A 13,238-nucleotide genomic window follows, 5' to 3' on the forward strand; every position below is an offset into this window, starting at 1 on the left:
CGGCGGCACGATCGCGTGCCGCCGTCTCATGCCTTCGTCAGGCAAGCTCAGCGTTGCCAGAAGGCCTTGCTCGTCTCTGCGCGAACCTCAGCCCTCGTCATCCCGATATCCTTGAGCCGCTCCGGATATTGATCCGCCATGAGCTGAAGTTGCTCGCGGACGCGAACGCGGTCCTCCCAGACGACAAGGATCCGGAAGGGATCGTGGCGGCCGAGGCTGTCGGCCAGATGCTTGGCCGGCTGGTTGAGATCAAGCCGAACGGCGTGATAGAAATCGGACATTCCCGAAAGCAGGCTGCTCATCGCCGTTCCCACCTCTTCCTGCCCCTCAGGGCGTTGAAACACTGTCGGAACTCTAGGCCCGTGGAACGCGTCCCACATCGCGCAGCTGCTGTGTTTTCCTCTCCTGCATTTGTAGTATTTTGCCTGCAGCACCGCGCGCGCCGTTGGACGCGCAAGAGGCACTGTGGCACCTTGCCTTATGTCGCCATTGAAAACGGCCCGGTCAGATGGCAGGAAGCAGCCATGAACCGTATCCCGACACCACAGGTCGCCACCGAAGCCTTGTCAGACCGCGAGCGCGCCGTGGCCGAGCGTTTTGCCGCCGGCCTGACCTATCGCGAAATCGGCGAGGCGCTGTTTATCGCGCCGTCGACGGTGCGCACGCATCTGGCGACGATCTACGGCAAGCTTGGCGTTCGCAACAAGATCGAGCTTGCCGCCTCGGTCGCGCAGATGGTGGCCGGCAGGACGGCGACCGAGGCGGTCGCGCCGTTACGCGACGCCGAGCCCGCCTCGCCGACGCTCGCGGTCTTTCCCATTGAAAGCCTCAATCCGGAGGAGCGCTGGCGCCGTTTCGCCGACGGGCTGTCATCCGACATCTGCGTCGATCTCGCGCGCTTCGCCGATCTGCCCGTGATCGCCTTCCACACAATGAAGCTGCTCGGCAACCGGCCGGAAAGCTTCGAAGACCACGTCCAGGCGGTCGGCGCCACCTATGCCATCACCGGGCAGCTGCGCGCGGACGACCGGCGGGTCCGCCTGACGATCCAGCTTTCCGATACCCGCACCGGCATGACGCTCTGGAGCGAGCGCTACGAGCGCACCATGGAAGACGTGCTGACGCTGCAGGACAGCCTCACCGAAAGCGTCATCAACGTGCTCGCCGGCTGCTTCGGCACGCTGGCCGCCATCGGCCGCAAGGCGAGCCGGCAAAAGCCGCCGGGCAGCCTGCAAGCCTATGACTACTTCCTGCTGGGCGTCGAACAGCACAATCGCTTCAGCCCGGATGGCAACGCCGCCGCCATGCAATTGCTGACGCGCTCGATCGAGCTCGATCCGGGGCGGGCGCGCGCCTGGACCGAACTTGCCTATGCCCATTCCATCCAGGCGGCGAACGGCTTCGGCGACGACCTCGAAAGCGCAAGAAAGAACTGGCGCAGCGCCGCCGAGGAGGCGCTGCGGCTCGATCCGACGGATCCGGCCGGCCATACCTGTATCGGCGATTTCAAAGCCTGCATCGGTGATCTGGCGGGTGCCGCCGAGGCCCACGCCCGGGCGCTCGAATATGGCAGGAACAACGCCGATACGCTGGCGCTGCTCGCGGGAGCCAAGGCCCTGATCGTCGGCGATCCCGCCGACGGGATTCCCTTCATCGAGCGCGCCCTCTCGCTCAACCCGCTCGGCCCGCCCTGGTACCACGGCATGTTCGCGCGCGTTCTCTTCGTCGTCGGGCGCTATCGCGCGTGCTTGTCCGCGCTTGAAAAGAGTTCGCAGGAATCGCCGAACACACTGATGTTCCAGGCGATGGCACACGCGTACCTTGGCGAGATGAAGGAAGCGGCAGAGGTCGTGTCGCGGCTGCAAAGCCAGTTCCCGTCGTTCACGGTCGAGGGCTTCATTGCCGGCTATCCCATCTCCAATCCGCCGGCGCTTTCGGCCGTTCGGGAGGGTGCCCGGTTGGCCAGGCTCGTCTGACGATAGCTGTCACTTCTGCCGGCAATCGACGTCGCCCACCCTCTGCGCCGCCTCGCCTTCGAAGGTCACCGTCGCCTCGCCCTTGGCCGAGCAGTCGCCCTTTTCGCCGCTGCCGGCGCGGAAGTGCACCACCGGCTGGCCTTCGACCATGATGCTCGGCACCACCTCGTAGAGTTCCGGCGGGCAATTGGCGACATCGGAAAGCCTGAGCGCCGGCTGCCCGCCGATCATCACGCTGGGCGCACCCGAAAGCGCACAGGACGGGATCGGCGCCCGTGCCTCCTCGGCCTTTGCCGGTGACATCGGCAATGCGAAGCAAAGGCAGGCGATAGCGGCCAAAGCAGATTTCATGATCCCCTCCTCGATCGGTGCGTTCGGCGAAACCTACCACATGGCGACGCCGCCTCAATATTCGGTCGGCACGGTCAAGAGCTCGGCATCGGGCGTATCGAGGAAGGCTCGCACCGTCTGCGGCAGGTGCCGCGAGCCGAAGGACAGCACGCCGCAGCGTGAGAGCATCTGCCGCAGATCCGGCTGCGCCCCGAGCGAGCGCCAGATCATCCGGGACGCGTAAGGCAGGTTTTCCTTGCGCCAGGAGACCCCCATGGTGGTGCCGCGCAGATAGACCCGCTGATGCACTTCGAACGGCAGAAGGATGGTCTGCGCCAGCATCGGCTCGCGCCCGATGCTGCGCTCGGCGATGAAGATGCGGTTTCGCCAGAGAGTGACGAGGCCGACATATTTTGAGAACTGTTGGATCTCGTTTGCGGGATCGCGGATGCGCTCGATCGATTTCACCCGGATCGAGCCTGCCTCCTCGTAGATCCGCGCGCAGGAGCAGACGACCAGCCCCGGCCAGGAGAGCGACACGTGATAGGTCTGGTAGTAGCCGACATGGCGCCGGAGGCCCGCGATGTCGCCCGGGAAACCCTCAAGCAGCAGGCCCGCATCCGAGCGGTCCCGATCGGGGCGCGTGATGCGCGCCTCGAACTGTTTGGCCGGCAACGCGAAGTCTTCGGCCGAAAGCCCGAAGAAGCGGGCAATGCGCGCCACATTGTGCGCCGATGGCCGCGCCTCGCCACCGATGTAGCGGTTGAACTGCTGGCGGTTAATGCCGATTTCGCGGCAGATCTGCGAAATCGACCGTCGCGTCGCACAGGCAAACTTGAGATTGGCGGCGAAGATGTCGATGTCCTGCACGATGCTTTTCGAACCCCATTCAACGCGCTTCCAATCCCTGTCGAACAGGAAGCATTCAGGTAGCGTAAAAGAGCGTAAAGAAGCGTCAAGTCGCGAAATTGTGTGCCGGTCGGCAAACGCTAGGTTTTCCCTAACAAGCATCACTCCAAAGGGAACCCTAGAATGACCGAATTCACGAAGCGTCCTGACGGCCTCCTTATCCCCGCGAGCCTTGCCTCGACCGGCCTCAGCCGGCGCGGCTTCCTGGCCGGCACGGCAGCATTGGGCCTTGCGGCCGGTTTCGGCGGCACGCTCGCCGCCACGGACGCAAGGGCTCAGGAGCCGAAGCGTGGCGGCCATCTGAAGCTCGGTCTCAAGGGCGGCGCCACGACGGACTCGCTCGACCCGGCCGCCTATAGCGGTTCCGTTTCCTTCGTCATCGGTCACCTCTGGGGTGATACGCTGGTCGAATCCGACCCGAAGACCGGCGCGCCCCTGCCGGCGCTTGCCGAATCTTGGGAGCCCTCGGCCGATGCGTCCGAGTGGACCTTCAAGATCCGCGGCGACGTGAGCTTCCACGACGGCAGCAAGCTGACCGTTGCCGACGTCGTCGCCACGCTGAAGCGCCATGCGGACGAAGGCTCGAAGTCCGGCGCGCTCGGGCTGATGCGCTCGATCAAGACGATCGAGGAGAAGGCAGGCAGCCTGGTGCTGACGCTCACCGAAGGCAATGCCGACCTGCCGCTGCTTCTGACCGACTATCACCTGATCATCCAGCCGAAGGGCGGCGTCGACAATCCGGCCTCGCCTGTTGGTACCGGCCCCTACAAGCTTGCAAGCTACGAGGCAGGCCTGCGCGCCACCTTCGAGAAGAACGCCGATGACTGGCGCTCGGACCGCGGCTTCGTCGACAGTGTCGAGATCATCGTGATGAACGACACGACGGCGCGCATCGCAGCACTTTCTTCCGGCCAGGTCCACTTCATCAACAACATCGACCCGAAGACCGTGCCGCTCCTGAAGCGCGCCCCGCGCGTCGAGATCCTCAGGACCTCCGGCAAGGGCTTCTACAGCTTCCTGATGCATTGCGACACCGCGCCCTTCGACAACAACGACCTCAGACTGGCGCTGAAATATGCGGTCGATCGACAGGCGATCCTCGACCGGGTGCTCGGCGGCTTCGGCACCCTCGGCAACGACTATCCCGTCAACGGCAACTATGCGCTGGCACCCGAAGGCATCGAGCAGCGCGCCTATGACCCGGACAAGGCGGCCTTCCACTTCAAGAAGTCCGGCCATGACCGGCCGATCCTGCTGCGCACCTCCGACGCCGCCTTCCCGGGTGCTGCCGACGCCGCGGTGCTCTTCCAGGAAAGCGCCAAGAAGGCGGGCATCGAGATCGAAGTGCGCCGCGAGCCGGAAGACGGCTACTGGACCAATGTCTGGAACGTGCAGCCCTTCTGCGCCTCCTATTGGGGCGGCCGGCCGACGCAGGATTCGCGCTACTCGACCTCCTATCTCTCGACCGCCGAATGGAACGACACCCGCTTCAAGCGCGAGGATTTCGACAAGCTCCTGCTGCAGGCCCGCTCGGAACTCGACGAGGCCAAGCGCAAGGACATGTACCGCACCATGGCGATGACCGTGCGCGACGAAGGCGGCCTGATCCTGCCCGTCTTCAACGATTACGTGAACGCCGCCTCGGCTTCGCTCAAGGGCTTCGTCGACGACATCGGCAACGATCTCTCGAACGGCTACGTCGGCAGCCGCGTCTGGTTCGACAGCTAAGCCATTGCGACGAATGCCGGACGCGGGCTCGCGTCCGGCATTTCCCGAGAAAACAAAGAGATCGTTAGAACCACATGTCAGAGCGCGAATTCACAGTCATCGAAAACGAATGGATCCGGCTGAAGGACGGCACCGAGCTTGCCGCCCGCATCTGGATGCCGGCCGGCACGGAGGCCGATCCGGTTCCGGCCGTGCTCGAATACCTGCCCTACCGCAAGCAGGGCGGCACGAGCCTGCGTGACGAATCCACCTATCCCGTGTTTGCCGCCGCCGGCATTGCCGGCGTGCGCGTCGACATCAGAGGCTCCGGCGAAAGCGAAGGCGTGATCGACGGCGAATATACGCCGCGCGAGCTTTCCGACGGTTGCGAGATCGTCGAATGGATCGCCGCCCAGCCCTGGTCAAACGGCAAGGTCGGCATGATGGGCATCTCCTGGGGCGGCTTCAACTGCCTGCAGGTCGCGGCCTTGAAGCCGCCGGCGCTGAAAGCCGTCATCTCCATCGCCTCGACCGTCGACCGCTACAACGACGACATCCACTACAAGAACGGCTGCCACCTCTCCGCCCAGCTGTCCTGGGCGGCGACCATGCTCGGCTACCAGTCGCGCTCGCCGGATCCCGCCATCGTCGGCGACCGTTGGAAGCAGATGTGGATGGAGCGGCTGGAGAAAGAGCCCTTCTTCATGGAGGAATGGCTGGAGCACCAGCGTCGAGACGAATTCTGGCAGCACGGATCGATCTGCGAAGATTTCGACAGGGTTGGGATCCCCGCGCTGGTCATCGCCGGCTGGGCCGACGGCTACCGCAACACGCCCTTGAAGGCGGTCGAAGGCCTTGGGGAAAAGGCCAAGGCGCTGATCGGCCCCTGGGTGCACAAGTACCCGCATTTCGCCTTTCCGAAGCCGCGCGCCGATTTCCACGGCGAGGCGATCCGCTGGTGGAACCGCTGGCTGCGCGACGAGGAAAACGGCGCCGAGAACGGGCCACAGGTGCGCGCCTATATTCTCGACGGGCCCCGCCCGTCGCTCCGGCGTGACAGCGATCCCGGCCGCTGGGTGGCGAAGGACGCCTGGGCAACGCCGGAAATGCAGCTCTTCGGCATCTCCCATGACGGCCGGCTGACGCCGTCGGCCGGCGGCACCGGCATCGGCGAGGTCTACCTGAAATCGCCGCTCGATACCGGCACGGCATCCGGCGAGTATTTCACGCTGAAGCCCGATGCCGAAATGGCCGGCGACCAGCGCATCGACGATGCCGGCTCGCTCACCTTCGAGACGGCACCGCTACTGGAAGCCGCCGACTATCTCGGCCAGCCAACGCTGACCGTCGACGTCACCTGCCAGGAGCCGACCGCCAATCTCGCCGTGCGCCTCGTCGACGTGCATCCGGACGGTACCGCCACCCGCGTCGCCTTCGGCGTGCTCAACCTTTCGCATCGCGACGGCAACGCCCAGCCGCGCGCCATGGAGCCCGGGCGCAAGACGCGCATCACGCTTACGCTCGATGCCTGCGGCTACCGCTTCCGCGCGGGCAATCGCATCCGGGTGTCGCTCTCGACCTCCTATTGGCCGCTGATCCTTCCCACCCCGACCGATCCGGGTCTTTCGATCGACACAGCAAGCCTCTCGCTCGCCCTTCCCCTGCTCGGCGCCCACAGGGAGATCACCGTGCCCGAGCCGGAGAACCCCGACCCGCTGCCAAAGTATCGCGAGCTGACGCGCGGTATTTCGAGCCGCACCGTCGAGCGCGACATGACCCACGGCATGACCCATTACCGGATCTACGAGGACACCGGGCTTTCAGAACATCCGGATACGGGCCTTGCCACCCAGGATATCCGCGACGAGACCTGGTCGATCGCGCCGGACGACCCCTCGTCGATGATCGGAACCTCGACCTGGACCTGTGTTGCCAAGCGCGAGGGCTGGTCTGTGCGTACCGTCTCGACCTCGACGCTCCACTGCACGAAAAGCGAGTGGATCACCGAGGCGGAGGTCGTCGCCTATGAGGGCGAGACACGGATTTTCGAGAAGCATTTCAAGAAGCGCATCCCCCGCGACTTCATGTGAAGGGCACGGGCGGCCGGTTCCAACGCGCTGCCCCGCCCCCGCATTGACATCTCACACAAGTCAGTGTACCAATCGGTAAATAGTTTACTGATTGGTACACCCATGCGCCATTTCTTCTCGCGTCATCAGCCTCCCGTTCATATCAACCGCGGCTTGATTGCCGGCATCGGCGGCCTCGTCGCCATCGCCGCCGTCGGCGCCCTCACAGGCCTTGTCGGCCACCCCATGTTGATGGCGCCCTTCGGCGCCAGCTGCGTGCTGATCTTTTCCGTCACGGCGAGCCCGCTGTCGCAGCCGGCCAACGTCGTCGGCGGCCACTTCGTCGCCACCCTCGTCGGCCTGATCCTCAGAACCGTCTTTCCGAATGAATGGTGGGCGGTCGCCATCGCCGTCGGCGCGGCGATCGCGCTGATGGCGGCATTGCGCATCACCCATCCGCCGGCAGGCGCCAACCCGCTCGTCGTCTTCGCCGCCGATCCCGGCTTCGAATTCCTGCTCTTCCCGGTGCTGACCGGCTCGCTTATTCTCGTCGCCATTGGCGCGCTGTTCCACCGTTTCGCCAAGGTCGAGTATCCGCTGGTGAGGAAGCCCGCATGAGCCGCGTCGTCGCTGAGCGAAAGGACGTGATCGCCATGCTTGCGGAAATCTTCCGCGAGCACGGTTATGACGGCACCAGCCTCAGCCTGATCACCGAGAAGACCGGGCTTGGCAAAGGCAGCCTCTACCACTTCTTCCCCGGCGGGAAGGAGGAGATGGCAGAGGCCGTGCTTGGCGATATCGCCGCCTGGTTCCGCACGCACATCTTCGAGCCACTACGCAATGCGGAAGACCCGGCCGCAGCGCTGGGCGCGATGTTTGCCGCCGTCGACGGCTACTTTCGCCAGGGCCGACGCCTCTGCCTGATGGGGGTGATCGCTACGAGCGGCGCACACGACCGCTTCGCCCGCGAACTCAACCGCTATTTCTCCGATTGGCGTGCCGATCTATCCGCAACGCTTGAACGCGCCGGCACACCGGCCGCCGAGTGCGACGGCCTTGCCGAGGAAATCGTCGGCGGCATCCAGGGCGCGCTGATCCTTGCCCGAAGCCTCGAGGACCCCGGCGCCTTCGTCCGGGTGCTGGCCCGCCTCAAGGCGCGCCTGCCCGTATCATCGTAAAAGCAAGCGACCACCCTTCCTCCCCCGCCCAAATTGACAAAAATCAGATCGGGGCTTGAGCCTGCCTTGACAATCGCCTTTTCGCACGGATATTAACCGCTAAGTTAAATAACTCTACGGTTAAAGACTGGGCGTATTGGGGCGCCCGGAGGAGGAGGATTCATGACAGCGGCGACCGCAAACGCAGCACGCAAGGATATCAGCCTGGAAATCGTGCACGACTTCGAGGCGCCGATAAACCTCGTCTTCAAGGTCTGGTCGACGCCGGAGCACCTGTTGCGCTGGTGGGGACCGCAGGACTTCACGCCGCATTCGGTCAACATGGACTTCCGTCCGGGCGGGGCCTGGCGCGCCTGCATCCGCTCGCCCGAAGGCCAGGACTATTGGATGAGCGGCATCTTTCGCGAAGTGCGCGAGCCCGAGAAGCTGGTCTTCACCTTCGCCTGGGACGAAGACGGCGAGCCCGGCAGCGACACGCTGATCACCGTTTCCTTCGCCGATATCGGCGGCAAGACGCGGCTCACCTTCCAGCAAACACCATTCGAGACCGTCGAAGAGCGCGACTCGCACCAGGATGGCTGGGGCGAGTGCCTCGAGCGGCTCAGGGATTACGTCGACCATGTCTGAGATTTCGAACCTTGAAACCGAAAACGCGCCCGGTCCGAAGGCGACCCGGCGCGAATGGATCGGGCTCGCCGTGCTGGCGCTGCCCTGCATGCTCTATTCCATGGACCTGACGGTGCTGAACCTCGCGGTCCCGCAGCTTGCCGAACAGCTCAAGCCCTCGGCCGCCCAGCTTCTCTGGATCATCGATATCTACGGCTTCATGGTCGCAGGCTCGCTGATCACCATGGGCACGCTCGGCGACCGCATCGGCCGCCGGCGCCTGCTGATGATCGGCTCGGTCGCCTTTGGCCTGGCGTCGATCTTCGCCGCCTTCGCCTGGAATGCCGAGACGCTGATCATCGCGCGCGCGGTGCTTGGTGTCGCGGCAGCAACGCTTGCGCCCTCCACCCTCTCGCTCATCCGCAACATGTTCCTCGACGACCGCCAGCGCACGTTTGCGATCGGGGTGTGGATCGCCAGCTTCTCGGCCGGCGGCGCCATCGGCCCCGTGGTCGGCGGGCTGATGCTGTCGCAGTTCTGGTGGGGCTCGGTCTTCCTGCTCGCCGTGCCGGTCATGGTGCTGATCCTCATCCTCGGGCCGATCCTCCTGCCGGAATTCCGCGATCCCGAGGCCGGCCGGATCGATCTCGTCAGCGCCGCCCAGTCGCTCGTCGCCGTGCTTTCGGTGATCTACGGCATGAAGCACATCGCCGAGGCCGGGTTCGATACGATCGCAGTCTTCTTCATCCTGCTCGGCATCGTCGTCGCGATCCTGTTTGCGCGGCGCCAGCTTCGTCTCGCCGATCCGCTGATCGACCTCGCGCTGTTCAGGACGCCGGCCTTCAGCGCCGCCCTTGGCGTCAATATCCTCGGTCTCTTCGTCGGCTTCGGCGCCTTCCTGTTCGTGGCGCAGTACCTGCAGCTGGTGCTCGGGCTCACGCCCTTCGTCGCCGGTCTCTGGTCGGTGCCGACGGGTGTGGCGATGATCGTCGCCTCGATGACCGTGCCTATGCTTGCCACCCGTTTTGCCGCCTCCAACCTGATTGCAGCGGGCTTCGTGCTGACGGCGATCGGCTTTGCCATCTGCACCCAGGTCGGCACCACAAGCAGCCCGCTTCTCGTCACCACAGGCCTCGTGGTGCTCTGCCTCGGTTTTGCCCCGGTCGGCACGCTGACGACGGATATGATCGTTGGCTCTGCCCCGCCGGAGCGCGCCGGCGCCGCCTCGGCGATCTCGGAGACCAGCTTCGAGTTCGGCGGCGCGCTCGGCATTGCCGTGCTCGGCAGCCTGCTGACCTCGGCCTATCGCGGCCGCATGGACCAGCTGGTGGTCACCGGCCTGCCGGAGGAAACCGTTGCCGCCGCCCGGCAGACGCTCGGCGGAGCGGTCGCGGTGGCTGCCGACCTGCCACCTGCAGAAGCCGAACGGCTGCTGACGGCGGCGCGCGGCGTCTTCACTCAGTCCTTCGCCTTCACCGCCTCGATCTGCGTGCTGCTATCGCTCGGCACCGCACTCATCGCCTTCCTGCTCCTGCGCAAGGCCAGCGATGACGGTGACGGCAAGGCGCAGGTGGCCGCCGATCAGCCGGCGCCTTCGGGCAACTCCGGTTAACGGTGCCCGGCGCCAGGCGCCGGGCCGGAAACGCAAAGTGGCGCAAATCTCAAGCGGCGCCGGCCATATGGCCGGCGGGCGATGATCTGCGTCCAATCCCAAGGAGGAAACCGATGAAGAAGCTCTATCGCGGCAGCTGCCATTGCGGCGCCATCGCCTTCGAATGCCAGCTTGATCTCGCCGAGGGCATCCGCCGCTGCAACTGCTCCTTCTGCGCCAAGACACGGATGCAGAAGGCCTTTGCGCTGCGCGAAGAATTCGAGATCACGTCAAGCAAGGACCGGCTGACGAGCTACCGGGCCGACAATTCGAGCTGGATCGAAGGCGAGGTCGATCATTATTTTTGCAGCCGCTGCGGTGTCCGGCCCTTCTCGCGCGGCTACCACAAGGATTTCATCGGCCATTTCTACGCGGTCAATGTCGCCTGCCTCGATGGCGTCAGCGACGCGGAACTCGCCGATGCGCCGATCATCTACGAAAACGGCCGCGATGACGACCACTTCAACGCACCCGCCGACACGCGCTTCATGTGAGCGTACACGGCCAGTCAGGCGACGGTCAGCGCCCGGAGCGCATCGAGCGCTCGCTCGGCATCGGCTTCCGGCACGAAGATGTGGTCATGGTAATAGGCGGCGATCACATTGGCGCTGATGCCCTCGCGCGTCAGCGCTGCCGAAACGGCCGCCGTCAGCCCCACGGCCTCGAGCGCCGAATGCACGTTGAGCGTGATGCGGCGAAGCAGCGGACCATAGGCGAGCCCGGCCTCGTCAGCGGCCGCGCGGGTAACGACCAGGGTCAGCCCCTCGTCCTCGCGATAGGTGGCAAGCGCCTCCAGCGCCTGGTAGCGCGCCTGATCCTGATAGGCGACGGTACAATAGACGTAGGTCTGCGGAAACAGCACCGGGTTCATCGTCGAAAGCAGTTTCGCGAGATCCGTTTCTCCGGCCATGTCATCGTCCCTCGTTCTCGGCGCCTCGTGCTTGCCCACTGGTATCGGATCGTCACGTTGGCGTGAAGCACGCGATCGCGATTTGACCGTTGCCAATCCCATGAAAACATGAGGTCATCGAACGCCGGCGCTGGAGCCGGGCGACGGGAGGACGCGATGGCGCGCAGCAAGTCGGTACAAACCTCTGACAGATCCCTCACAAGATTGACCGCGGCCTTCGCCGCGTTGCTGGCGTTTTCGCCCATCGCCGCCGCCCAGGAGCCGGCCGTCGTCATCCCGCCGCCGTCACTCGACGAGAAGTCATCCGCTTCGACCGAAATCGCCGTCTTTGCCGGCGGCTGTTTCTGGGGCGTGCAGGGCGTCTTCCAGCACCTTAAGGGCGTGAAGAAAGCGGTCTCCGGCTATTCCGGCGGCACCGCGGCAACCGCCGACTACGAGACGGTGAGCGGCGGCAAGACCGGCCATGCGGAGGCGGTGGAAGTGACCTTCGATCCGCGCGACGTCACCTATGGCCGGCTGCTGCAGGTGTTCTTCTCCGTCGCCCACAATCCGACCCAACTCAACTATCAGGGGCCGGATCACGGCCCGCAGTATCGATCGGCGCTCTTTACCGTCACCGATGAACAGAAGCGGATCGCCGATGCCTATATAGCCCAGCTCGGCAAATCAGCCGCCTTCCCGGCAAGGATCGTCACGCAGGTTTCGCCCTTCAAGGGCTTCTACGCTGCCGAGGACTATCATCAGGATTTCCTGACGCGAAACCCGACGCACCCCTATATCGTCTACAACGACCTGCCGAAGATCGAGAACTTGAGAACCCTGTTCCCCGAGGCCTTCCAGGCAAATCCGGCGCTGGTGTTCAAGCCGAAGAGCTAGGCCCGCTTCACAAACGGACACAGCAGGTCGTCAACGCGTTCCGACAAGGACCGCCACGCCTTCCGCCAGCCGGCGAAACCCGTCGCGCGCGCCCTCGCTCATGTGCCGCGCCCTCAGCCACGCATGGATCATCTGCGGCTCCTCGCGGAAGGTGACGTTCACGCCGGCCATGGCAAGCCGCGCCGCATAGAGGCGGGCATCGTCGCGCAAGGGGTCAAAGAAGGCGCCGGTTACATAGCTCGGCGGCAGGCCCGAGAGATCCGTTTCCGCCAGCGGCGCGGCGAAGGGATTGTCCGCCGGCGCCTTGAGGATATCGCGATAATAGCTGACATCGGCGGTCGTCAACCCCGGCGCCTCGGCCATGTCGGCATAGGAACCCGACACGAGATCGCCGCCAAGGCCGGGATAGATCAGCACTTGGCCAACGATGCCGGAAAGCCTTTCCGCCCGTGCCTTGAGAACGATGCCAGCCGTGAGATTGCCGCCGGCGCTGTCGCCGGCCACGACGACCGGGCGGCCGTCGGACAGGAGGTGTTGCAGCACGGCGTAGCTGTCGTCGAAAGCAGCCGGCCAGACATGCTCCGGCGCGAGCCGATAATCGACCGAGACCAGCTCGGCCTGAGCGAAATTCGCAAGCTCGGCACAGATCGCATCATGGCTGTCGAGCGAACCGACGACGAAGCCGCCGCCATGGATGTAATAGATGCGCGTTTCGCTCGAGACCTTGGCCGGCCGGTAGCGCCGGGTCGGGATACGGCCGTCGACGAGTTCATCCATGCGCGTCAGCCCGGCCGGGCTCGGCGCATCGAACTCGGCGCAGAGCGCGTCATACCATTTGCGCTGCTGTTCGATCGAGGCATCGACCGCGTCGGCGGGATAGAAGTCCTCGCAGCGGCGATGAAAGGCGAGGATCCCCTCCTCCGTCGGCATCGGCCGCTTGGTCACCTGATCCACGTCGTCCTCCCTGCAATCCCGAAGTCGCCTGCAGCTTAGCACCGGCGTTCCGGCTCCCTGTCCGAAAACCGA

At 64.9% G+C, this 13,238-nt stretch carries 14 protein-coding genes; 9 read left to right on the forward strand and 5 right to left on the reverse strand.

All coding sequences use genetic code 11. The annotated features are described in order from the left end of the window. Nucleotides 1–47: 47 nt before the first annotated feature. Nucleotides 48–344: a DUF1127 domain-containing protein gene (locus IB277_RS11415; protein ID WP_127889278.1), complete on the reverse strand. Its 297-nt coding sequence runs from the start codon at nt 342–344 to the stop codon at nt 48–50. 180 nt (nt 345–524) lie between these two features. On the opposite strand from IB277_RS11415, the gene IB277_RS11420 reads away from it, so the two are divergent. Continuing rightward, nucleotides 525–1,976 (forward strand): LuxR C-terminal-related transcriptional regulator, encoded by a 1,452-nt coding sequence (locus IB277_RS11420; RefSeq protein WP_090294350.1) that lies wholly within the window; start codon nt 525–527, stop codon nt 1,974–1,976. A 9-nt stretch (nt 1,977–1,985) separates the two neighbouring features. Here IB277_RS11420 and IB277_RS11425 read toward each other — a convergent pair whose 3' ends face one another. Both IB277_RS11425 and IB277_RS11430 read right to left on the reverse strand, forming a co-directional pair. Further along, on the reverse strand, nt 1,986–2,327 hold the full coding sequence (locus IB277_RS11425; protein WP_192370995.1) for a PAAR domain-containing protein: 342 nt from the start codon (nt 2,325–2,327) through the stop codon (nt 1,986–1,988). A 54-nt stretch (nt 2,328–2,381) separates the two neighbouring features. Continuing rightward, nucleotides 2,382–3,176, reverse strand: a complete 795-nt coding sequence (locus IB277_RS11430) for a helix-turn-helix transcriptional regulator (RefSeq protein ID WP_090294351.1) — start codon at nt 3,174–3,176, stop codon at nt 2,382–2,384. Between the two features lie 162 nt (nt 3,177–3,338). Here IB277_RS11430 and IB277_RS11435 point away from each other — a divergent pair, with 162 nt between their 5' ends. The 7 genes from IB277_RS11435 to IB277_RS11465 all read left to right on the forward strand — a co-directional run bounded on the left by IB277_RS11435 (nt 3,339) and on the right by IB277_RS11465 (nt 10,920). Then, nucleotides 3,339–4,943, forward strand: a complete 1,605-nt coding sequence (locus IB277_RS11435; protein ID WP_192370996.1) for an ABC transporter substrate-binding protein — start codon at nt 3,339–3,341, stop codon at nt 4,941–4,943. A gap of 74 nt (nt 4,944–5,017) precedes the next feature. Then, nucleotides 5,018–7,012, forward strand: a complete 1,995-nt coding sequence (locus IB277_RS11440; RefSeq protein WP_090294353.1) for a CocE/NonD family hydrolase — start codon at nt 5,018–5,020, stop codon at nt 7,010–7,012. 102 nt (nt 7,013–7,114) lie between these two features. Further along, nucleotides 7,115–7,609, forward strand: a complete 495-nt coding sequence (locus tag IB277_RS11445; protein WP_090294355.1) for an HPP family protein — start codon at nt 7,115–7,117, stop codon at nt 7,607–7,609. After that, complete coding sequence (locus IB277_RS11450) at nt 7,606–8,169, forward strand: TetR/AcrR family transcriptional regulator (RefSeq protein ID WP_110818691.1); 564 nt, start codon at nt 7,606–7,608, stop codon at nt 8,167–8,169. The genes IB277_RS11445 and IB277_RS11450 overlap by 4 nt, the downstream gene beginning before the upstream one ends. Before the next feature lie 162 nt (nt 8,170–8,331). After that, nucleotides 8,332–8,796, forward strand: coding sequence for an SRPBCC domain-containing protein (locus IB277_RS11455; protein WP_110818692.1), 465 nt, complete (start codon nt 8,332–8,334; stop codon nt 8,794–8,796). After that, nucleotides 8,789–10,387, forward strand: a complete 1,599-nt coding sequence (locus tag IB277_RS11460; RefSeq protein WP_090294360.1) for an MFS transporter — start codon at nt 8,789–8,791, stop codon at nt 10,385–10,387. The genes IB277_RS11455 and IB277_RS11460 overlap by 8 nt, the downstream gene beginning before the upstream one ends. Before the next feature lie 113 nt (nt 10,388–10,500). Further along, nucleotides 10,501–10,920, forward strand: coding sequence for a GFA family protein (locus IB277_RS11465; protein ID WP_110818693.1), 420 nt, complete (start codon nt 10,501–10,503; stop codon nt 10,918–10,920). A gap of 14 nt (nt 10,921–10,934) precedes the next feature. Here IB277_RS11465 and IB277_RS11470 read toward each other — a convergent pair whose 3' ends face one another. Beyond that, nucleotides 10,935–11,336, reverse strand: a complete 402-nt coding sequence (locus IB277_RS11470; protein ID WP_029742599.1) for an ACT domain-containing protein — start codon at nt 11,334–11,336, stop codon at nt 10,935–10,937. A gap of 156 nt (nt 11,337–11,492) precedes the next feature. Between IB277_RS11470 and msrA the strand changes: the two genes are divergently transcribed. Beyond that, the gene (gene msrA, locus IB277_RS11475) at nt 11,493–12,212 is read left to right on the forward strand and encodes a peptide-methionine (S)-S-oxide reductase MsrA (RefSeq protein ID WP_090294364.1); all 720 of its coding nucleotides are present in this window, start codon (nt 11,493–11,495) and stop codon (nt 12,210–12,212) included. A gap of 30 nt (nt 12,213–12,242) precedes the next feature. Here the strand turns inward: msrA and IB277_RS11480 are convergent, their stop codons facing one another. Next, nucleotides 12,243–13,142 carry an alpha/beta hydrolase gene (locus IB277_RS11480; RefSeq protein WP_090294479.1) on the reverse strand — a complete coding sequence of 300 codons (900 nt, stop codon included), beginning with the start codon at nt 13,140–13,142 and terminating at the stop codon, nt 12,243–12,245. Nucleotides 13,143–13,238 lie beyond the last annotated feature (96 nt).

This window comes from Ensifer sp. ENS07, assembly GCF_014852185.1.
Taxonomy (GTDB): Bacteria; Pseudomonadota; Alphaproteobacteria; order Rhizobiales; family Rhizobiaceae; genus Ensifer; species Ensifer adhaerens.

Coding starts and splice junctions, on each gene's coding strand:
- IB277_RS11435 (WP_192370996.1), top strand. CDS start 3,339: ATGACCGAATTCACGAAGCGTCCTGACGGCCTCCTTATCCCCGCGAGC.
- IB277_RS11460 (WP_090294360.1), top strand. CDS start 8,789: ATGTCTGAGATTTCGAACCTTGAAACCGAAAACGCGCCCGGTCCGAAG.
- IB277_RS11455 (WP_110818692.1), top strand. CDS start 8,332: ATGACAGCGGCGACCGCAAACGCAGCACGCAAGGATATCAGCCTGGAA.
- IB277_RS11445 (WP_090294355.1), top strand. CDS start 7,115: ATGCGCCATTTCTTCTCGCGTCATCAGCCTCCCGTTCATATCAACCGC.
- IB277_RS11465 (WP_110818693.1), top strand. CDS start 10,501: ATGAAGAAGCTCTATCGCGGCAGCTGCCATTGCGGCGCCATCGCCTTC.
- msrA (WP_090294364.1), top strand. CDS start 11,493: ATGGCGCGCAGCAAGTCGGTACAAACCTCTGACAGATCCCTCACAAGA.
- IB277_RS11450 (WP_110818691.1), top strand. CDS start 7,606: ATGAGCCGCGTCGTCGCTGAGCGAAAGGACGTGATCGCCATGCTTGCG.
- IB277_RS11440 (WP_090294353.1), top strand. CDS start 5,018: ATGTCAGAGCGCGAATTCACAGTCATCGAAAACGAATGGATCCGGCTG.
- IB277_RS11425 (WP_192370995.1), bottom strand. CDS start 2,327: ATGAAATCTGCTTTGGCCGCTATCGCCTGCCTTTGCTTCGCATTGCCG.
- IB277_RS11480 (WP_090294479.1), bottom strand. CDS start 13,142: ATGCCGACGGAGGAGGGGATCCTCGCCTTTCATCGCCGCTGCGAGGAC.
- IB277_RS11470 (WP_029742599.1), bottom strand. CDS start 11,336: ATGGCCGGAGAAACGGATCTCGCGAAACTGCTTTCGACGATGAACCCG.
- IB277_RS11420 (WP_090294350.1), top strand. CDS start 525: ATGAACCGTATCCCGACACCACAGGTCGCCACCGAAGCCTTGTCAGAC.